The following is a 20,264-nucleotide window of genomic DNA, read 5'->3' on the forward strand; positions in this document are numbered from 1 at the left end:
GGGAATCCCGGAGATGGGAGTGTTCGCCGGGGGCGTAGCGACTGGGGGCCGGTAACGCGACGGGCCCCGAGAGGCACTGTGTGTCTCGGGGCCCGTCCTTACGGCGTTTCGAAGTGCCCGGGGGCTCAGCCCTCGGTCTTCTCCTCGGCCTTCTCCTCGGCGGGCTCGGCCGGGGCCTCAGCGGCCGGGGTCTCCTCGGCGGAGGCCTCGGTGGTGTCCTCGTCCTCTTCGTCGTCGAGGTCGATGATCTCGCCGTTGGTGTCCTTGACCGTGGCCTTCTCGACCACGACGGCCAGGGCCTTGCCGCGGGCGACCTCGCCGACCAGGAGCGGGACCTGGCCGCCCTCGACGACGGCCTGGGCGAACTGGTCGGGGGACATGCCGGAGGAGGCGGCGCGCCGCATGAGGTGCTCGGTGAGCTCCTCCTGGTTGACGTTGAGCTTCTCCTGCTTGACGAGCTCGTCGAGCACGAACTGGGTCTTGATGCCCTTGACCGCGGCCTCGCGGGTCTCGGTCTCGAACTCCTCCTCGCTCTTGCCCTGGATCTCCAGGTACTTCGCGAGGTCGAGACCCATCTGGCCGAGCTGGTGGTGCTCGAGGTTGTGCTTACGCGTGTTGACCTCGTCCTCGAGCAGCTTCTCGGGGACCGGGACCTCGACCAGCTCGAGCAGCTTCTCCAGGACGCGCTCCTGGGCCTGCGTGGCCTGGTCGTACTGCTTCATGTTCTCGAGGCGCTTGCGGCTGTCGGCGCGCAGCTCCTCGATGGTGTCGAACTCGGAGGCGAGCTGCGCGAACTCGTCGTCCAGCTCGGGCAGTTCGCGCTTGGCGACCTGGGTGACCTTGACGGTGACCTCGGCCTCCTTGCCGGCGGCGGAGCCGCCCTTGAGCTCGGAGGTGAAGGTGGCCTCGCCACCGGCCTCCAGGCCCTTCACGGCGTCGTCGATGCCGTCCAGCAGCTCGCCGGAGCCGATGGTGTAGGACACACCGTCGGCGACGCCGTCCTCGAGGACCTCACCGTCGACCTTGGCCTCCAGGTCGATCGTCACGACGTCGCCGTCCTCGGCGGCACGCTCGACCGGGGCGGTGGAGGCGAAGCGCTCGCGGAGCTCCTCGACCGCCTTGTCGACGTCCTCCTCGGTGACCTCGACGGCGTCGACCTCGACCTCGATGCCGGAGTAGTCCGGGATCTCGATCGCGGGGCGGATGTCGACCTCGGCGGTGAAGTTCAGCGTCTCGCCGTCCTTCAGCTCCGTGATGTCGACCTCGGGCTGGCCCAGGGGGCTCAGCTCGGCCTCGTTGACCGCGTCGGTGTAGAACTTCGGAAGCGCGTCGTTGACGGCCTCCTCCAGCACCGCACCGCGGCCGAACCGCTGGTCGATGACCCGGGCCGGGACCTTGCCCTTACGGAAGCCCTTCACCGTGACCTGCTGGTTGATCTTCTTGTACGCCGCGTCGAGGCTGTCCTTGAGCTCCTCGAAGGGCACCTCGACAGTGAGCCGAACCCGAGTCGGGTTCAGGGTCTCCACGGCGCTCTTCACGGTTCGGTCTCCTTGTGGCTGACTTCTTGGGTTCTGCCGGTGCCAGAGCGGCCCGGCGGATTTCGCCGCCCGGAGGACTTCAGACGCTGAGACATACGGGCGTGCAGCTTGCATAGTAACGGCAGCGACTACACCGCCCAAAAGGCGATCACGTAAGTGATCAGGCGACGATCACGCGAGGTGACCGGGTGGCTGGTCGGGGTGGCGGGATTTGAACCCACGGCCTTCCGCTCCCAAAGCGGACGCGCTACCAAGCTGCGCCACACCCCGTCTGGTGCGACACGTAGGGTACATGCCGCCGGGCGGTCCGGCCGCCGCATTTCCACAGGGCCTGCGCCGCGTCGGCACACGGCGGGAATGCGGTGTGCGACGGACGGGGCCGACCCGCTACGATGCCTTCAGTGCCGCGGTCGCCCGACCTGCGGCGCATGCTGTGCGGGCGTAGCTCAATGGTAGAGCCCTAGTCTTCCAAACTAGCTACGCGGGTTCGATTCCCGTCGCCCGCTCCATACGGCTCAGGGCCAGGTCTGAGGATCATTCCTCCGCCTGGCCCTGATCGTTTCCGGGGGTTGTGTTCAGTCCGGCGTGTCCCCCTCGTGTCCATCCGGCTCCTGATCTTGCTTTCGCTCGGGCTTCCGGCCCAACGGGCAGGTCCACAGACTGCCCGACGCGCCCTACGCCGCCCGCGCTGTCAGCCCACCAACACCAGCCCCAGCACCGCGCAAATGACTCCCATGATCCCGAACCAGATCCTCATGCGGTCGGGGCTCTTCCAGGGCGTCCCCCATCGGGTCCTCCGCGTAGCCACTACGTCCGCCCAATCCCATACCCGTAGGGCCACGTTGCGGTAGTCGCAGGCCAGCACGATCAATCCGCTACCCACGAGCAGTTCGAGCACCCCTCGAAGGATCAACGCCGCTCCCTTCCCACGCCCCCGCGACCAGCGTCGCCGTCGCGGAATTGTCGCAGGCGTCTGACAAGCGAGGTTCTCCTCTCCCCGGGCCTTCGGCGTTCGTGTGTCAGGTCGGTTCGCGGCCGGGATCATCACTGCCTCGCCGGCGTTCGACCGGTCGGGCGACGTCGGCCTCATCCGGCGGGCGGGTCGCGTACGTCGACCGTGTAGACCGAGCGGTCGCCGTACGGGACGTACAGGGCGTCGCCGACCAGGGTGAGGGGGGCGCCGGAGGCTTTGTCGGTCGGGCCGCTGTCGTCGCGGCCGGGGCGGGTCTCCTCGACCTTGCCGGTGTGGGCGTTCAGGGCGGGGCCCGAGGCGCGCCCTGATCCGTCGGGGGGCTTCGCCTGGGCTGCCCAGGGCTTCCAGCCGTCGGGGAGGTCGGCCGCGCGGTGGGCGAGGGGGTGCGGTCGTCGCCGTCGCGGGTGAGGACGACGGTGGCGACCACCACGGCGAGTACGGCGGCCAGGGCGGCGGAGACGAGCAGCAGGCGGCGTCGGCTGGGGCTGCGGGGGCGCGCGGCCTCGGGTGTCGGCGTCGGCGTCGGCGTCCCGGCAGGTTCGCGCGGCTTCTGCTCGGCGCGTGCCGCGTCCGGCCATGCCGTTCCGGCGGGCTCGGTCGGTCGGGTGCCCGGTCCCGGTCGCAGGGGGCGTGGTGAGCCGGCGGGGGCTCGGGCTGTCGAAGGGGCCGCGGCGGGTGGCGGCGTAGGCGAGGACCGAGCCGAGGGAGAAGATGTCGGCGGCCGGGCCGACGTCCTGGGGGACGCGAGCTGTTCCGGGGACATGAAGGGCGGCGTGCCCATGACGCGGCCGGTCTGGGTGAGGACCTCCGAGGCGGCGAACTCGGCGGCGCGGGAGATGCCGAAGTCGATGACGCGGGGGCCGTTCTCGGCGAGCATCACGTTGGACGGCTTCAGGTCGCGGTGGACGACTCCGGCGCGGTGCATGTCGCGCAGCGCCTCGGCGAGGTCGCGCAGGCGGGGCAGTGGGAGCGGGCCGTGCTCGCGGACGTGGGTGCCGAGGTCCGCGCCCGGCATGTAGAGCGTGGCCGTCCAGGGGCGCGGCGCGTCGGCGTCCGCGTCCACGACAGGGGCCGTGGAGGCCCCGCTGACCTGGCGGGCGGCGGCCACCTCGCGGCGGTGGGGGTCCCCCCTGCTCGAGCGAAGCCGAGAGCTTGGGGGAGGGCACGGAACTCGTCGTCGTCGGTGTACTGGCCGTGCACCACCTTGATCGCGAGCGGCCGGCCGGAGGCCTAGCGGGCCAGGTAGACCCCACCCATGCCGCCGGAGCCGAGGCGGTCCTCGATGCGGTAGCCACCCACCTCGGCCGGGTCGGAGTCGCGCAGCGCCACCCCCGTACGTTCCCCCCGTCACGCACTCGGGCAGGAGCGCATCCGCACACTCCTCGGACCGGCGCTACCGGCCGGTCAGAAGCTGATGGAGTTGATCGTCTCCGCTATCGAGTTGAGGAACCGCTGGATGGACGGGGCCATGCCGGTCGAGGCGAGGAAGAAGCCGAAGAGGATCGCCACGATCGCTGGGCCTGCCTTGATGGATCCCCCTCTCAGCAACACCACAAGGATGATCGCCAACAGCAGCACCACAGACAGTGAAATGGCCACAACTGATCACACCCTCGGTCGGTCCGCTCTCCCGGCCCGGGGACGCGACCTCGCGCACCCCGCCAGAACCATCGTGCCACCAACCCGGCCGGGCTATGCGGTCCGTGACGCATCGACCACCTCACTCGTGTCCGGACGCGTGTGCGCCGCCGGGGAGCGGGGGCCGAACGGCAGGGACTCGTACGGCAATTCGAAGTGCCACCCGCACAGGGAATTCGACCACATCGTTTCCGTGTCCACACAACGCGTTCGCAGCTAATTCGAATTGCCCCCGCAGGCTCCTCAACAACCCTGCGGGCAGGCTTCGAAGAGGTGCGGAAGCAGACATTCCGCCGGAGTCGCCCGCTGGTCTTATGGGGCGCTTAGTCCGGAAGTATCACGACAAGCAGGGCGGGTGTGATGAGCGCAATCCGCCGTCGGACGATGTGTTGGCCGTCACTCCGACAGTGACGTCAACCACTCGAAATCCGGGGTACCCACAGCGAATAGCCAGGATTCACATCCGGCGTTTTACGAAAAGCCGCGGGGAACGCTAGGGTGCCTCAGATGTTCCACGCTGCCTCGTCCCCCGCAAGCGCAGCGAGGTCCCGGATCGTCTCCCCGAGTTCCTGGTGGGAGGGTCTGTGACGAACTCGCTGCGACCGAACGGCGACCGCAGGGCGCCACTTCCCCCGGCACAGTCGCCGGCCGACGGAGTGCCGAGCCCGCGCTCGCCGCAGAGCCCGCAGAAGAAGCAGAACGGCAAGCAGCGCGACGCGTTCTTCGACAACGCCAAGTACCTGGCGATCGTGCTGGTGGCCATGGGCCACGCCTGGGAGCCGCTCAAGGGCGACAGCCGGATCCTCGAGGCCGCGTACCAGGTCGTGTACGCGTTCCACATGCCGGCGTTCATCATCATCTCCGGCTACTTCTCGCGCAGTTTCGACATGCGGCCCGACCGGCTCAAGCGTCTGATCACCGGCGTGGCCGTGCCGTACATCGTCTTCGAGACGGCCTACCCCCTCTTCAAGCGGTGGATCGACAACGACCCGCACCAGGAGATCAGCCTCCTCGACCCCTGGTACCTGACCTGGTTCCTGTGCGCGCTGTTCGTCTGGCGGCTGACCACCCCCATCTGGAAGATGGTGCGCTGGCCGCTGCCGCTCGCGCTCGGCCTCGCCATGCTGGCGACCGTCACCCCGGAGATCGGTGACGACCTGGACCTGCAGCGCGTCCTGCAGTTCCTGCCCTTCTTCGTGCTGGGCCTGGTGATGAAGCCCGAGCACTTCCACATGGTGCGCCGCCGTTCGGTACGGATCGCCGCGGTGCCCGTGTTCGCGGTCGCGCTCGCCTTCAGCTGGTGGGCGGTGCCGCGCATGAACACCGCGTGGTTCTACCACCGGGACGCCGCGCAGGAGCTGGGCGCGCCGTGGTGGACCGGTCCGGTCATGGTCCTCGCGATGTTCGGCTGCTCCCTGGTGCTGACCGCCTGCTTCTTCGCCTGGGTGCCGCGCCGCCACATGTGGTTCACCGCGCTCGGCGCCGGCACGCTCTACGGCTACCTGCTGCACGGCTTCCTGGTGAAGGCCGGCGACTACCAGGGCTGGTTCGAGCCGACGTGGATGCACCAGCCGCTCGGTGAGATCGCCGTGACCCTCGCCGCCGCCGCCGTCGTGACGGTGCTGTGCACCAAGCCGGTGCAGCGGGTCTTCCGGTTCGCGATGGAGCCGAAGATGGAATGGGCCTTCAAGCGGGACGCGGCCGAGCTCGCCCGTGAGCGCCAGGGCGCCGAGCGGCGCGAGCGCGAGCGCGAGAAGGTCAACGCCTGACGCCCGTACCCGGGTTCATCCGACGAGACCGAGAAGTGCGCGCATCCGCGCGTACTTCTCGGTCAGTCGTTTGCGGGTGGTCTCGTCGAGGGCCGCGAGGCGTGCCGGGTCCGCGTTGTGCGCCAGGTCCGCCTCCTTCACCAGCAGCGCGCCGGGCGTGGCGAGGATGCGCGCGGCGTACGCCTCGGGCGGTTCCCCCGCCCGCTTGGTGACCGCGCGGACGATGTCCTTGGTACGGCTGCTCAGCGCGGCCTCACGCAGCCACTGGGGCGACAGCGCCTCGTCCTCGACGGCGTCGTGCAGCCAGGCCGCCGCGATCTGCTCCTCGTCGCCGCCCCGTGCCCGTACGCCCTGCGCGACGGCCTGGAGATGCTCGGCGTAGGGCCGTCCGGCCTTGTCGGTCTGGCCGGCGTGGGCGGCGCGGGCGGTGGCCTCGACCTGGGCCAGGGTCAGCGGGGTGCGGGGTGTCTCGGTCACGGCTCCAGTGTGCCCCTGGGGAGGACCGCACCTCAGCGGATGGCGGCCGCTGTCGGGCCTTCCCGGCAGATCAGCAGCAGCGCCCGGTCGTCGTTGACGTCCTTGGCCACGGCCTCGATGAGGTGCCAGGCGGCGCCGTGGAAGCCGCCGGCCACATAGCGGTCGGCCTCGCCGGTGAGGCGGTCGATGCCCTCGACGATGTCGCGCTCGGAGGTCTCCACCAGGCCGTCCGTGAACAGCATCAGCACGTCGCCCGGGCGGAGCGAGCCCTTCACCGGGTCGAACTGGGCACCGTCGTACACGCCGAGGAGCGGGCCTTCCGCCGCCTTCTCCTCCCAGCGGCCGCTGCCCGCGCTGAGCTGGAGGCCCGGCGGGTGGCCGGCGGAGTAGAGCTCGTAGTCGCCGGAGTCCAGGTCGAGGACCAGATGGATGGAGGTCGCGAAGCCCTCGTCCCAGTCCTGGCGGAGCAGATAGCCGTTCGCGGCCGGGAGGAAGGCGTGCGGCGGGAGGGAGCCGAGGAGCCCGCCGAACGCGCCGGACAGGAGCAGCGCGCGGGAGCCGGCGTCCATGCCCTTGCCGGAGACGTCGGTGAGGACGACCTCCAGCGTGCGGCCGCCGTTGGTGCGCGCGGCCACCACGAAGTCGCCCGAGAAGGACTGGCCGCCCGCCGGGCGCAGCGCCATCTCGCGGTGCCAGCCGGCCGGCAGGCCGGGCAGCTTGCTCTGCACCCGGATGCGTTCGCGCAGGTCGAACAGCATGGTGCCGCCGCGCCGCCAGGGCACACCGACCCGACTGCGGAACTGGGCCAGCAGCAGCCCGAAGGAACCGCAGGCCGCGACCACGAGCACCACGCCCGGGGTGACCCTGGACGGACCCTCCGTGTAGGGGCCCAGCTGCACCGACTCCACGATCAGCGCCGTGGCCGCCGCCGCGTACAGACCGAGCAGGCTCGCCGGGCGCAGCAGCAGACCGCCCACGACGACCGGCAGGACCAGCGCGGCCGGCGAGAACCACACCGAGTTGGCAAGCGTCGCCGCCGCGATCAGCGGGACGGTCAGGAGCAGGCCGGCCAGGGCGATCCAGTCCGAGCCGTCACCGCGGAAGTAGTCCACGGCGGCTCGGCGCACGCCGACGCGGACCCGGTGCCACTGCTTCTTCAACCGGGCCGTGAACGTCTCGGCTTCCGCGCGCCGCTCTCGTCCTGCTGCCATTAGTTCGGGACCCTATCCATCGGACCGGCCGCTTGGCACGGGAGGTCCTACTTGTCCCCCGTCCGAGCGCCGACTTCACAGTGAACTTACGGTGCGCGGCCCGCCGTCACCCCGGCGAAATTCCCTCGCTCGTCCCGAGTTGCCCTGGTAGGCATGCGCCATGGCAACTGACGCGACCGGCTCCGCGGCGACCCTGCGGGTCCTTCGGCAGGACGACTGGGACAAGTGGTACGACACCCTCATCCGCGGCTTCGGCGGGGTGCCGGAGCCCGCCGAGGAGCGGGAGTTGTGGAACGTGCTGACCGAGCACGACCGTTCACTCGGTGCCTGGGACGGGGACGACTGCGTGGGGACGGCCGGGGCGTTCCGCTTCCGGCTCACCGTGCCCGGCGGGGCCTTGGTGCCGGCCGCGGGCGTCACGATGGTGAGCGTTGCGGCCACGCACCGCCGGCGCGGCGTCCTGACGTCGATGATGCGGCGCCAGCTGGACGACGTCCGCGCCTGGGGTGAGCCGCTGGCCGTGCTCACGGCTTCCGAGCCGGCGATCTACGGCCGGTTCGGATACGGCGAGGCCACCTTCCAGTTGAACGCCGAGATCGACACGAGCCGGGTGCGGCTGTCGTCGCTGCCGGCGGGTACGGACGACGTGCGTCTGCGATACGCCGTTCCCGCCGATGTCGTCGATGTGTGCGAGGCGGTGTACGCGCGGCTGGTGCCGTCGCGGCCGGGGATGCTGGCGCGGCAGCCCGGCTGGGAGCGGCTCGGGGTGCTCGATCCGGAGAGCGAGCGGGGCGGGGCGTCGCCGCTTCAGTGCGTCCTCGCCGAGCGGGACGGGGAGACTGTCGGGTACGCGCGGTACCGCGTCAAGCCCGGCTGGGAGCCCGCCGGGCCCAACGGCACGGTGATTGTGGAGAACTCCACCGCGCTGGATCCCGCGGCGGACGCGGCGATGCTGCGGTACCTGTTCGGCATCGACCTGACGTCGACGCTGGTGATGCGGGGGCGGCCGGTCGACGACGCGTGGCAGTACATGGTGTCCGACATACGGCGGTGTCAGCCGCGGTTGCGGGATTCGCTGTACGTACGGCCGGTGGAGGTCGGGGCCGCGTTGCAGGCGCGGGCGTATCAGACGCCGGTGGACGTGGTGTTCGAGGTGGAGGACGCGTTCTGTCCCTGGAACGCCGGGCGTTGGCGGCTCAGCGGGGATGCGAAGGGGGCGTCCTGTGAGCGTACGGCGGATGCGGCGGATGTCGCCTTGTCCGTACGGGAGTTGGGGGCGGCGTATCTCGGTGGGGTGAGCCTCGGGGCGTTGGGGGCGGCGGGGCGTGTGCGGGAGTTGCGGCGGGGGGCGTTGGCGGAGGTCTCGTTGGGGTTCGGGGCCGGTGCGGTGGCGCCGTGGTTGCCGCACAGTTTCTGAGTGCGGAGCTGTTTTTCAGGGGCGTTGGCAGGTCGGGCACCAGAAGAGGTTGCGGGCGGCGAGATCGGCGGTGCGGATCTCGCCGCCACAGATGTGGCAGGGCTGGTTGGCCCTGCGGTAGACGTACACCTCGCCGCCGTGGTCGTCCACCCGGGGTGGGCGGCCCATCGCCTCCGGGGTGTGTTCCGGGCGGACCGTGTCGATGCGGTTGTTGCGGACGCCCTCGTGCATGAGCTCGGCCAGGTCGGTCCAGATCGAGTGCCACTCGGACGGGGTGATGTCCTTGCCGGGGCGGTACGGGTCGATGCGGTGCCGGAAGAGGACTTCCGCGCGGTAGACGTTTCCCACGCCGGCGATGACCTTCTGGTCCATGAGGAGGGCGGCGATGGTCGTACGGCTGCGGGAGACGCGGCGGTATGCGGTGTCCGGGGCGGCGTCGTCGCGGAGGGGGTCGGGGCCGAGGCGGTCGTGTATCGCCTGCTTCTCCGGGGGTGTGATGAGGGCGCAGGTGGTGGGGCCGCGGAGGTCCACGTAGGTGGTGTCGTTCGCGAGGCGGAGGCGGACGGTGTCGGTGGGTTCAGGCGCGGGGGTGGGGCCGAAGGTGACCTTGCCGAAGAGGCCGAGGTGGATGTGGATCCAGTCGGTGGCGTGGAAGCCGAGGAAGAGGTGTTTGCCGTGGGCTTCCGTGTGGGTGAGTTCCGTGCCGGTGAGGAGGGTGGCGGCGTCGGTGAACTTGCCCTGGGGGCTGGTTACCTGGGGGGTTGTGCCGAGGAAGGCGGTGGCGTAGTCGAGGGCCAGTCGGTGGATGGTGTGGCCTTCCGGCACGGGTTTCTCCTGTGATCGTCGCCTTTGTTCAGAGGGTGGCCTCGCTCCGGGGCCCTGGAGCGGTTCCTCGAGGGGCCCGAGTCGAAAAGCCACGGGGCTCCGCCCCGGACCCCGGCGGGGACTGCGTCCCCTGCACCCCTCGCGGGGCTCCGCCCCCGCATCCCATGAGTTCACCCCTGCACCACATAAGTGGGGCTGCGCGCCCGACTCCGCATCAGGCCCGGATCCGCTGAACGCCCGTGTTGGGCTGGGGCGCCGGATCCTGGCGTTGGGCTCGGGCGCCGGCCCCACAAGGTGGGCTCGGGCGCAGGACCTCCGCCGTGGGCTCAGAGGCTGAGCCTCCGCGTCGGGTTCGTACGCTGAACCCACCCCACGGAGAGCTCGGGCACAGAATCCCCCGCATCGGGATCTGACGCTGAACCCCGCGGTGGGCTCGGACGCAGAACCCCCGCATCACACTCACACGCTGAACCCCACGGTGAGCTCAGGCACAGAACCCCGCATCACACTCACACGCTGAACCCCACGGTGGGCTCGGCTCTCTCTCCCCCCACGCTGGGCTCGGACACTATCCCCCAACGTCGGGTTCGGCCCTTGGCCCCCGCGTCGGGCTCGGCGCTGCCCCCCCACGTCGGGCTCGGCACTGGCTCAGCGTCGGGCTCGGCGCTGCCCCCCACGTCGGGCTCGGCACTGGCTCAGCGTCGGGCTCGGCCCTGACCTCCACATGAGGTTCGGACCCTGACCCCCACAGAGGCTCGGACCCTGCCCCCACATGAGGCTCGGATGCTGAACCTCGCGTCCGGCCCCTGGAGTTGCGCACCAGGCTCGGACACTGGGGCCGCGACGGTGGCCGGCCCCAGTACCCGCGGGCACCTCGAACCTCGGGCCCCCTCCCCCGCTCGGCACAACCACCTGACCTCAGCGGTTCAGGCAGGGGCCCCGTGCAGGGCGAGGCCCGGGGACTTACGGCTGAGGGTGGTGAGGTGGGATGGGAGGGAGGTCGCCTGTTGACTCGTACGCGTCGAGCATGTCGATTCGGCGGACGTGACGTTCGTCACCGGAGAACGGCGTGTTGAGGAACGTCTCGACGAAGGCCGTCGCCTCGGCCTGCGAGTGCATGCGCGCGCCCACGGCGACGACGTTGGCGTTGTTGTGCTGGCGACCGAGGGCCGCCGTCTCCTCGCTCCAGGCGAGGGCCGCGCGGACGCCCTTGACCTTGTTCGCGGCGATCTGCTCGCCGTTGCCGGAGCCGCCGATGACGATGCCGAGGGCGTCGGGGTCCGCGGCCGTCTGCTCCGCGGCGCGGAGGCAGAAGGGCGGGTAGTCGTCCAAGGCGTCGTAGATGTGCGGGCCGCAGTCGACGGGGTCGTGACCCGCCGCCTTCAGCCACTCGACGAGGTGGTTCTTGAGTTCGTAGCCCGCATGGTCCGAGCCGAGGTACACGCGCATGGGACGAGTGTGACACGGGTGTTTCGGGGAAGGCGCGCGGGGTGGCGCTCATGGAAACGTGAGGCGAATGTGAGCCGCGTTATAGAAGCTCAGGAAAACCTCAAGTAACAATCTGGATTCAGAGGTTCATCTCACCGTTCACCTCCGATTCACTGGACCTGCTCGTACACCGCTCGTACGAGCCCCTGTACACCGTCATGCCGCGACACACCCCCCGTTCGTACGGCTCAGGCGGTTCGTACGGAAGAAAGCTCCCCGGCGCAAAGGAAATCCGTTCCATGACCTCGCAGCCGACTCTCAAGACGACAGGAAGCGAACGCGGCGGCCCCGGAGAACCCGGTGGCAGCCCCGGGCTCCAGGCCGGGCTCAAGAACCGGCATCTGTCGATGATCGCCATCGGTGGTGTCATCGGGGCGGGCCTGTTCGTCGGGTCCAGCTCCGGTATCGCCACCGCCGGGCCCGGCATCCTGCTGTCGTACGCCCTCGTCGGCACGCTCGTCGTGCTGGTGATGCGGATGCTCGGTGAGATGTCGGCCGCCAATCCGACCTCGGGTTCCTTCTCCGCGCACGCCGACCGGGCGCTCGGGCCCTGGGCCGGTTTCTCCATCGGCTGGCTGTACTGGTTCTTCTGGGTGGTCGTGCTGGCGGTCGAGGCGACCGCCGGCGCCGTGATCCTGGAGGGGTGGATCCCGGCCGTGCCGCAGTGGGCCTGGGCCCTGATCGTGATGGTGGTGCTCACCGCCACCAACCTCGTCTCCGTCGGCTCGTACGGCGAGTTCGAGTTCTGGTTCGCCGGGATCAAGGTGGTCGCGATCGCCGCGTTCATCGTCATCGGCGGGCTCGCCGTGTTCGGCGTGCTGCCCGGCGTCGACAGCGAACAGGCCGGGCTGAGCAACCTCACCGAGCACGGCGGCTTCCTGCCCCACGGCGCCGGGGCGATCCTCACCGGTGTGCTGCTCGTCGTCTTCTCCTTCATGGGCAGCGAGATCGCCACCCTGGCCGCCGGTGAGTCCGAGAACCCGCAGCAGGCCGTGACCAAGGCCACCAACAGCATCATCTGGCGAGTCGCCGTCTTCTACCTCGGCTCGATCTTCGTCGTGGTGTCCCTGCTGCCGTGGGACAGCAAGTCCATCACCGACGACGGCTCCTACGTCGCCGCGCTCGACTCCCTCGGCATTCCGCACGCCGGTCAGATCATGAACTTCATCGTGCTGACCTCGGTGCTGTCCTGTCTCAACTCCGGCCTGTACACCGCCTCCCGCATGGCCTTCTCGCTCGGCCAGCGCGGCGACGCGCCGAAGTCCTTCGCCCGCACGACCGCCAACGGCGTGCCGCGGACGGCGATCCTCGCGTCCGTCGCGTTCGGATTCCTCGCCGTCTTCTTCAACTACAAGTTCCCGGACTCCGTCTTCCTCTTCCTCGTGAACTCCAGTGGCGCGGTCGCCCTGTTCGTGTGGCTGGTGATCTGCTTCTCCCAGCTGCGGATGCGGAAGATCATCCAGGCCGAGGCGCCGGAGAAGCTCGTCGTGAAGATGTGGCTGTACCCGTACCTGACCTGGGCGACGGCCGCGCTGATCGTGTTCATCCTCGGTTACATGCTCACCGACACCGAACACGACGGACGCCAGACCATCGTGCTGTCGCTGATCGTCGCGGCGCTCGTCCTCGTCGTCGCCTTCGTGAAGGAGAGGGTCGGTGGGGGTCGGCGGGCCGCCGCCGCTGACGCCGCGCAGGCACAGACCCAGGCACAGGACGACAGCCGGGACGAGGTCTCGGCCGGCTGACCCTTTCGGCGCTTGCCGTTCGTGGTGAACGGGGGCCCGCGGTGCGCGTTCCGCCAGTACGCGCACCGCGGGCCCTTTTTTCGTTGCCGTCTACAGCACCGTGAAGCTGGCCTTGACCTTCTCGTACGTGCGGAGGGCTTCCGGTTCGATGCCGGAGTCGTACCAGGTGTTGATCTGGTACGACTTGCCGTCCACGTTGAAGCCGAGCAGGCGGGCGTGCCAGTGGACGCCCCGCAGCGTGAACGTGTACTCCCAGACCACCGCCGGGTGGCCGCGGAACGTCGTCTCCGCCAGGCGGATCTTGCGGTAGTCCTGGCCCTGGTGGGCGTTGCGCTCCGAGGTCTGCCAGGTCTCCAGCAGGTCGCCGCGGGCCAGGGACGACTTGCCGACAAGTTCCTGCGTGCCGTCCGGGGAGGTGTAGTGCACCTCCGCTCCCGTCTTCACGTCCCGCCGCCAGCCCTCCGGTGTCGCCCAGGCGAATCCTCCGGCCTCCCGGTGCGCGCCGGGCGGCAGGATCTGCGGCCTGGCTGTGCCTTCGACGGTGGCTGGGGGCGTGGAGTCGGGGGTGGGGTCAGTGGTGGTGCCTTCAGCGGGTGGTGCGGAGGCCGAGGCGCCCGCGCGGGGGGTGTCGTCGCCCGGTGAGCCGGAGGACGTCGCCAGCAGGATTACCACCACGGCGCCGACCGTCGCGACCGTGGCCGCCGCGGCGGCGAGCATCGTACGGCGGTGGCCGGCTCGGGGGCGGGCGGTGGCCGGTGTGGCGGGGCCGGGGGGTTCGCCCGGCGGCATGGGGGTGGGTGCCGGGGTGGGGCGGGGACGGCCCTCCGTTGCCGCCTGTGCCCGGGTGAGCGAGACGGGGCTCGGGCGGTGGGTGGCAGTGGTGGTGCTGACGGCGGGGTTTGGAGAACTGGCCGCGTTCGGTTGTGTCGTCCGTGCGGTGGGTGTGGTGATGGGGGCGGGTTCGCGGGGGTCCTTTGGGCTGGGTGGCCGGGGTGGTGGCGGCGTCGGCGGCGTCGGCGGCGTCAGGGCCGATGTCCGCGGCTCCGGCTCCGGTTCCGGGGCGGGTTGTTCGTCCGGCCCGGGTTTCGGGTCCGGCTCGGGTTTCAGCTCAGGCCCGGGTTTCAGGTCAGGCCCGGGTTTCAGGTCAGGCGCGGGTTCGGGCTGCCGGTCCGGCACCGCCACGGGTTCCCGGGCGGGTGCCGCATCCGACACCGGATCCGGCAACTCCCTTGCCCGCTCCAGTCGTTCGAGGAGCACTCCCACCGGCACCGTAGGCGTCGGCGCCGGGTGCGCGACCGGTTCCAAGGCCACTGCCAGCTCCTCCAGCCCCGGGCGGACCGACGGGTCCTTTTCCAGCAGGGACGTCAGGATGTCGCGCAACGGGCCGGAGGCCGCGGGGAGTTCGGGCTCCTCGTACAGGACCGCGTGCGGGGTCGCCAGCGTGGTGTCGCGGGCGAAGGGGGAACGGCCGCCCAGGGCCGCGCAGAGGGTCGCGCCGAGGGACCAGACGTCGGACGGCGGGCCCTGCGGGCGGCCGGAGATGCGCTCGGGGGCCATGTAGTCGGGGGAGCCGACCAGCATGCCGACCATGGTGAGCGCCTTGGCGTCCTGGATCGCGGCGATGCCGAAGTCCGTGAGGACGACACGCCGTTCGGGCCCCGGTCCGGCCGGTCCGCTCCCGTGCTCCACCAGCACGTTGCCCGGCTTGATGTCCCGGTGCAGTACCCCCCGCGCATGGACCTGTCGTAGCGCCGCGACCAGACCGAGCCCGATCCGGGCCGTATCACCGGGGCCCAGTGGGCCATCCTCGGCGATGATCCGTTCGAGGGAGCGGCCCGCGACCAACTCCATGACGATCCACAGGCGTTCGCCTTCGTCGACCACGTCGTAGACGCGTACGACGTTGGGGTGGTCGATCCGGGCCGTGGCCCTGGCCTCGCGCAGGGTGCGTTCGCGGCGGGTCCCGCTGTCCTCCGCGTCGAGGCCGTCGATACGCATTTCCTTGACGGCGACCTGTCGGTCGAGTATTTCGTCGGCGGCTCGCCACACCCGCCCCATTCCCCCCTGGCCGATACTTTCGACCAGCCGATAGCGCCCCGTCACCAATATCCCTGGAACACCGCCGATGTTCGCATTCCCCGGCAATCCGCTGCACCCCCTCCACGACGCCGCGACCGACTCAAGTGAAACACAATGGTCACACTTCGCGCCGCACCAGGATAGTGCCGGGAAATCTTGTGGTAGCTCTTTCAGTACTGCGAATTCAGGCGCAGTCCAGGACGGTTCAAGGGCAACCCAAGGGCAGTCCGGGGCAGTCCAGGGGGACGCAAGGGGGGCGAACATGAGTTCTCGTCGCACGGCGGCGGTCGCGGGATCGCTGGTAGCGGCATCATTCTCGGCGGTACTGATCCTTTCCGGAACGGCCGGCGCGGAAGGTGAAGGGCCCGCGAGCAGCAAGGGAGGAAAGGCCGTTGACGAGGCGCCGGCGGGGGTGAAGCTGACCACGCTGCTGCCCGAGAAGATCTCGGTCGACAACGGCTCCGAAAAGACAGCGCTTACCGCCACGGTGAAGAACGAGGGAAACAAGGACAGCGGGGAGATCCTGCTTTTGGTCGTCGGTTTCGACGGGCTCACCGTCAAGAACGTCCAGGGGTGTTCCCCGATAGCCGAGAACAATCTGCCGGAGGGTTCGAACAGCGGTTTCAGCTGCCCCGTCGACAATCTCGGGGCCGGCAAGTCGAAGTCGTACGCCGTCGATGCGACGTACGACCTGGCCAAGACCGGGAAGATCTGTCTGCCCGTCCAGGCGAGCGACGGGAAGAAGACGTTCTGGCAGCAGGGCCCGGTGCCGTTCGGCACGACCAATCCGTCGCCGGACGCACCGGCGACGCCCCTGCTGCTCGGCACCGACAACGAGCCGGTCTCCCCCGGCAAGCCGGACTCCCCGGGCGGCAAGGAGCTGCCGAAGACCGGGCCGGCGCGCGATCTGCTGCCGTTGGGCGCGGCGGGCGCGTCGCTGCTCGCGGCGGGCGTGGCCGGGATGTGGTGGTCGCAGCGGCGGCAGGAGGGCTGAACCGGCCTTCCGCGCCATGACACACGAGAGGCTCCCCGGGCCTGAGGGAAGGTGTGCCCGGGGAGCCTCTGGTGCGGAACGACGGGTCAGCGCTTGTCGGCGAACTTCCATGCCGTCGGCAGCGCCCCCATTGCCAGAGCCGCCTTCAGGGCGTCACCGATCAGGAACGGCGTGAGGCCGGCCGCGATCGCGGCGGTGGCGGACATGCCGGTGGCGAGGGCCAGGTAGGGCACGCCGACGGCGTAGATGATCGCCTCGCCCACCAGCATCGTGCCCGCCATGCGCAGCATCGAGCGGTCGGCGCCGCGGCGGGCCAGGGCGCCCACCACCGTGGAGGCGAGGATCATGCCGAGGATGTAGCCGAAGGAGGGGGCGACGCCGGAGGTGCCGTCGCTGAACCACGGCATACCGGCGAGTCCCGCCACGGCGTACAGCGCCAGCGAGAGGAAGCCGCGGCCGGCGCCGAGGGCGGTACCGACGAGCAGTGCGGCGAAGGTCTGGCCGGTCACCGGCACCGGGGAGCCGGGCACGGGCAAGGCGATCTGCGCGGCGAGGCCGGTGAGCGCGGCTCCGCCGAGCACGAGGGCCGCGTCCCGGACACGGGAGGCGGGCAGCAGGTCGGCGAGGACCTGCCCAGTGCGGGCGGGTGTGGCGGCAGCGGTACTCATGGGGACTCCGCGAGAGTGAGGGCCGGTCGGGACACGGTGACGCTATCCCAGCGTGCTCGCCCGGTTCACCGTCAGCGCTCGACAAAGGCGAGATCGCGCGGTTGGTTGGCTTTTGACAAAGGGTGGGGGGCACACCGGGCGCGGAGTGGTGCCGGTCACGGAGGTGGCGAGGCTTCGATCACGTGGCGGGTGCGGCGGCGAACTGTAGGGTTTCGCCAAATCGCCTCCTGGACGGGTGTCAACCCTCCGCTTCCGGTCACTCACAGCATGCGTTCCGGCAGTCCGCATGATGGACAACCCTCCCCGCCGGGCGGAGGGACCGCCCAGACTGGCGGCGTTTTTGCCCTCTGCCGCCTCTCACGCATTGGACGAGCCGCGCCCATGCCCAGCACCACCACCGGGACGCCGCCCAGCACGGACGACGTCTCCCTCTCTCATGGTCTGAAGCAACGCCACCTGTCGATGATCGCCCTCGGCGGGGTGATCGGCGCCGGGCTGTTCGTCGGCTCCGGCGCGGGCATCGCCGCCGCCGGTCCGTCGATCGTGGTCGCCTACGCCCTCTCCGGTCTCCTCGTGATGCTGGTGATGCGGATGCTCGGCGAGATGTCGGCCGCGTATCCGTCGTCGGGTTCGTTCTCGGCGCACGCCGAGCGGGCGATCGGCCCCTGGGCGGGCTTCACAGCGGGCTGGTCCTTCTGGGTCCTGCTCTGCACGGCCGTCGGTCTGGAGGGCATCGGTGCCGCGAAGATCGTCAGCGGCTGGCTGCCGGGCACGCCGGAGTGGGCGTGGGTGGCGCTGTTCATGGTCGTCTTCTGCGGCACGAACCTCGCGGCCGTGAAGAACTTCGGCGAGTTCGAGTTCTGGTTCGCGGCCCTGAAGGTCGGCGCGATCACCCTGTTCCTGGCGCTCGGCACCCTGGCGATCCTCGGGATCCTGCCGGGTACGGACTCCCCCGGCGCCTCGCACCTCACCGACTTCCTCCCCAACGGCGGCGAGGGTCTGGTCATCGGCCTGCTCGCCTCGGTCTTCGCCTACGGAGGGCTGGAGACGGTCACCATCGCGGCGGCCGAGTCGGAGAACCCCGTCAAGGGCGTGGCGAGCGCGGTCCGTACGGCGATGTGGCGTATCGCGCTGTTCTACGTCGGTTCGATGGCGGTCATCGTCACGCTGGTGCCCTGGGACTCGAAGGAGGTCGTCGAGAAGGGCCCGTACGTCGCCGCCCTCGACGAACTCGGCATCCCGGGCGCCGGCCAGCTGATGAACGTCGTCGTCCTGGTGGCCCTGCTGTCCGCCATGAACGCCAACATCTACGGCGCCTCGCGCATCGCCTACTCGCTGGTGGATCGCGGCCAGGGCCCGAAGACGCTGGGCCGCGTCTCCGGCGGGGTCCCGCGGATCGCCGTGCTCGCCTCCTCCGTCTTCGGCTTCCTGTGCGTGCTGCTGAGCTACTGGCGGCCGAACGACGTCTTCTCCTGGCTGCTGAACATGATCGGCGCGGTGATCCTGGTCGTCTGGATCTTCATCGCCGTCTCGCAACTGCGCCTGCGGCGACGCCTGGAGCGGGAGACGCCGAAGAAGCTGGTCGTGCGGATGTGGGCCTTCCCGTGGCTGACGTGGGTCGCGCTGGCGGGGATGGCGGGCATCTTCGTCCTGATGGCGCGGGAGCCGGACACGCGGGTGCAGTTGTACTCGACGGGCGGGATGACGCTGTTCCTGGCCGCCGTCGGGTACGCGCGGCAGAAGGCACGCGCCCGGCAGTAGGGACTCCGGCACCGAGGCCCCCGCGACACGCGGGGGCCTTTTTGTGTGCCCAGGGCACCCACCGCCACCTTCCTGCTGCTAACGTGCAGTTGCAAGCTTAGTGCAATAAGAGGTTCGGAGGGTTCCTCGCCATGCCCGTCTACACGCTGCCCGACCTGCCGTACGACTACTCCGCGCTCGCTCCCGTGATCAGCCCCGAGATCATCGAGCTGCACCACGACAAGCACCACGCGGCCTATGTGAAAGGCGCCAACGACACGCTGGAGCAGCTTGCCCAGGCGCGGGACAAGGAGACGTGGGGGTCGATCAACGGGCTGGAGAAGAACCTGGCCTTCCACCTGTCCGGGCACATCCTGCACAGCATCTACTGGCAGAACATGACCGGTCCGAAGGACGGCGGTGGTGAGCCGCTGGCGCAGGACGGCGTGGGTGAGCTCGCGGACGCGATCGCCGAGTCGTTCGGGTCGTTCGCCAACTTCAAGGCGCAGCTGTCCAAGGCATCGGCCACGACCCAGGGCTCGGGCTGGGGCGTGCTGGCCTACGAGCCGCTGAGCGGGCGGCTGATCGTCGAGCAGGTCTACGACCACCAGGGCAACGTCGGCCAGGGCTCGACGCCGATCCTCGTCTTCGACGCCTGGGAGCACGCCTTCTACCTCCAGTACCGGAACCAGAAGGTCGACTTCATCGAGGCGATGTGGCAGGTCGTCAACTGGCAGGACGTGGCCCGCCGTTACGAGGCCGCCAAGTCCCGCGCGGACGTGCTGCTGCTGGCGCCCTGACGGCGGCGTGCCGTCGAGTCGTCCTGCCTCGTGATCGTCTTCTCACCCTTCACGAACGGCAGGCGGAATGAAGGAAGCCCCCGTGAGGACGTGCCTCGCGGGGGCTTTCCGTACGTGCGCTACGGCTTGCGGCCCAGGCCGCCGTGCTGGCCGATCGGTTCCGTGGGAGCGCCCGGCTCGGGGTGCCACAGCGGTACCGAGACCACGCCCGGTTGCACCAGCTCCAGGCCCTCGAAGAAGGCCTCGATCTGCTCGACCGGCCGCAGGAAGTACGGGACCGCACCGGTCTCGTTGTAGGCGTCCTGGGCCTGTTCGTAGGCCGGGTCGGTTCCGCGGGAGCCCTCGTTGAGGGAGAGGTAGCTGCCGGAGGGCAGGCCGGCCAGGAGGCGGCGGACGAGGTCGCGGGCCTCGTCGTAGTCGGCCACGTGGCCCAGGATGCCGCTGAGGATCAGGGCCGTGGGGCGCGTGAGGTCGAGCGTCTTGCCTGCGGCCTCGATGATGCGCTCGGGCTCGTGGAGGTTGATCGGCTCGTACGCCGTCGCGCCCTCGGGCGTGGAGGTGAGCAGGGCGCGGGCGTGAGCGAGGACCAGCGGGTCGTTGTCGACGTAGACGATCCGCGACTCGGGAGCGAGACGCTGGGCCACCTCATGGGTGTTGTCGACGGTCGGCAGTCCGGTACCGACGTCGAGGAACTGCCGTACGCCGGCCTCCTGGACGAGGTGGCGGATGCTGCGGCCGAGGAAGGCGCGGCTGCTGCGGGCGATGGTGACGATGCCGGGGAAGACGGCCGTGTAGGCGTCACCGGCCTCCTCGTCCACCGGGTAGTTGTCCTTGCCGCCCAGCCAGTAGTTCCAGATCCGGGCCGAGTGCGGCACCGAGGTGTCGATCTGCGTCATGGGCTC

General features: G+C 70.0%; 16 protein-coding genes and 2 tRNA genes. 7 read left to right on the plus strand and 11 right to left on the minus strand.

All coding sequences use genetic code 11. The features are described from left to right. Positions 1–125: 125 nt before the first annotated feature. Together tig and ACIBNA_RS03305 are read right to left on the minus strand one after the other, a co-directional pair. Complete coding sequence (gene tig / locus ACIBNA_RS03300) at positions 126–1,538, minus strand: trigger factor (RefSeq protein WP_399163579.1); 1,413 nt, start codon at positions 1,536–1,538, stop codon at positions 126–128. 193 nt (positions 1,539–1,731) lie between these two features. Further along, a tRNA-Pro gene (locus ACIBNA_RS03305) sits at positions 1,732–1,808 on the minus strand. Between the two features lie 165 nt (positions 1,809–1,973). On the opposite strand from ACIBNA_RS03305, the gene ACIBNA_RS03310 reads away from it, so the two are divergent. Then, positions 1,974–2,047: transfer RNA gene (locus ACIBNA_RS03310), tRNA-Gly, on the plus strand. A 744-nt stretch (positions 2,048–2,791) separates the two neighbouring features. On the opposite strand, the gene ACIBNA_RS03315 is transcribed toward ACIBNA_RS03310, so the two are convergent. Further along, entirely contained in the window at positions 2,792–3,619 is an 828-nt protein-coding gene (locus tag ACIBNA_RS03315; protein WP_399163580.1) for a protein kinase, read from the minus strand. Positions 3,620–3,915: 296 nt separating this feature from the next. Next, on the minus strand, positions 3,916–4,110 hold the full coding sequence (locus ACIBNA_RS03320) for a hypothetical protein (protein WP_031114136.1): 195 nt from the start codon (positions 4,108–4,110) through the stop codon (positions 3,916–3,918). Between the two features lie 695 nt (positions 4,111–4,805). Here ACIBNA_RS03320 and ACIBNA_RS03325 point away from each other — a divergent pair. Next, on the plus strand, positions 4,806–5,918 hold the full coding sequence (locus ACIBNA_RS03325; RefSeq protein ID WP_399163917.1) for an acyltransferase family protein: 1,113 nt from the start codon (positions 4,806–4,808) through the stop codon (positions 5,916–5,918). 15 nt (positions 5,919–5,933) lie between these two features. On the opposite strand, the gene ACIBNA_RS03330 is transcribed toward ACIBNA_RS03325, so the two are convergent. Beyond that, complete coding sequence (locus tag ACIBNA_RS03330) at positions 5,934–6,395, minus strand: HD domain-containing protein (protein WP_399163581.1); 462 nt, start codon at positions 6,393–6,395, stop codon at positions 5,934–5,936. Between the two features lie 32 nt (positions 6,396–6,427). Next, a complete protein-coding gene (locus ACIBNA_RS03335; protein ID WP_399163582.1) occupies positions 6,428–7,606 on the minus strand; it encodes a PP2C family protein-serine/threonine phosphatase in 1,179 nt (392 codons plus the stop codon). Between the two features lie 160 nt (positions 7,607–7,766). Between ACIBNA_RS03335 and ACIBNA_RS03340 the strand changes: the two genes are divergently transcribed. After that, positions 7,767–9,023, plus strand: a complete 1,257-nt coding sequence (locus tag ACIBNA_RS03340) for a GNAT family N-acetyltransferase (RefSeq protein ID WP_399163583.1) — start codon at positions 7,767–7,769, stop codon at positions 9,021–9,023. 15 nt (positions 9,024–9,038) lie between these two features. Here the strand turns inward: ACIBNA_RS03340 and ACIBNA_RS03345 are convergent, their stop codons facing one another. Together ACIBNA_RS03345 and ACIBNA_RS03350 are read right to left on the minus strand one after the other, a co-directional pair. Beyond that, positions 9,039–9,848, minus strand: a complete 810-nt coding sequence (locus ACIBNA_RS03345; protein ID WP_399163584.1) for an Fpg/Nei family DNA glycosylase — start codon at positions 9,846–9,848, stop codon at positions 9,039–9,041. 963 nt (positions 9,849–10,811) lie between these two features. After that, a complete protein-coding gene (locus ACIBNA_RS03350) occupies positions 10,812–11,297 on the minus strand; it encodes a ribose-5-phosphate isomerase (protein ID WP_399163585.1) in 486 nt (161 codons plus the stop codon). Positions 11,298–11,575: 278 nt separating this feature from the next. Between ACIBNA_RS03350 and ACIBNA_RS03355 the strand changes: the two genes are divergently transcribed. Continuing rightward, a complete protein-coding gene (locus ACIBNA_RS03355) occupies positions 11,576–13,081 on the plus strand; it encodes an amino acid permease (RefSeq protein WP_399163586.1) in 1,506 nt (501 codons plus the stop codon). Positions 13,082–13,171: 90 nt separating this feature from the next. Here ACIBNA_RS03355 and ACIBNA_RS03360 read toward each other — a convergent pair whose 3' ends face one another. Next, positions 13,172–15,139 carry a protein kinase gene (locus ACIBNA_RS03360; RefSeq protein ID WP_399163918.1) on the minus strand — a complete coding sequence of 656 codons (1,968 nt, stop codon included), beginning with the start codon at positions 15,137–15,139 and terminating at the stop codon, positions 13,172–13,174. Between the two features lie 283 nt (positions 15,140–15,422). On the opposite strand from ACIBNA_RS03360, the gene ACIBNA_RS03365 reads away from it, so the two are divergent. Beyond that, complete coding sequence (locus ACIBNA_RS03365) at positions 15,423–16,154, plus strand: hypothetical protein (protein ID WP_399163587.1); 732 nt, start codon at positions 15,423–15,425, stop codon at positions 16,152–16,154. A gap of 86 nt (positions 16,155–16,240) precedes the next feature. Here ACIBNA_RS03365 and ACIBNA_RS03370 read toward each other — a convergent pair whose 3' ends face one another. Continuing rightward, positions 16,241–16,822, minus strand: a complete 582-nt coding sequence (locus tag ACIBNA_RS03370; RefSeq protein WP_399163588.1) for a biotin transporter BioY — start codon at positions 16,820–16,822, stop codon at positions 16,241–16,243. Between the two features lie 381 nt (positions 16,823–17,203). Between ACIBNA_RS03370 and ACIBNA_RS03375 the strand changes: the two genes are divergently transcribed. Together ACIBNA_RS03375 and ACIBNA_RS03380 are read left to right on the plus strand one after the other, a co-directional pair. After that, the gene (locus tag ACIBNA_RS03375; protein WP_399163589.1) at positions 17,204–18,583 is read left to right on the plus strand and encodes an amino acid permease; all 1,380 of its coding nucleotides are present in this window, start codon (positions 17,204–17,206) and stop codon (positions 18,581–18,583) included. Between the two features lie 131 nt (positions 18,584–18,714). Next, positions 18,715–19,362, plus strand: a complete 648-nt coding sequence (locus ACIBNA_RS03380; protein ID WP_274816305.1) for a superoxide dismutase — start codon at positions 18,715–18,717, stop codon at positions 19,360–19,362. A gap of 119 nt (positions 19,363–19,481) precedes the next feature. Here the strand turns inward: ACIBNA_RS03380 and ACIBNA_RS03385 are convergent, their stop codons facing one another. Next, positions 19,482–20,258, minus strand: a complete 777-nt coding sequence (locus ACIBNA_RS03385) for an SAM-dependent methyltransferase (protein ID WP_399163590.1) — start codon at positions 20,256–20,258, stop codon at positions 19,482–19,484. Positions 20,259–20,264 lie beyond the last annotated feature (6 nt).

This window comes from Streptomyces sp. NPDC050164 (assembly GCF_044459945.1).
Taxonomy (GTDB): domain Bacteria; phylum Actinomycetota; class Actinomycetes; order Streptomycetales; family Streptomycetaceae; genus Streptomyces; species Streptomyces coeruleorubidus_A.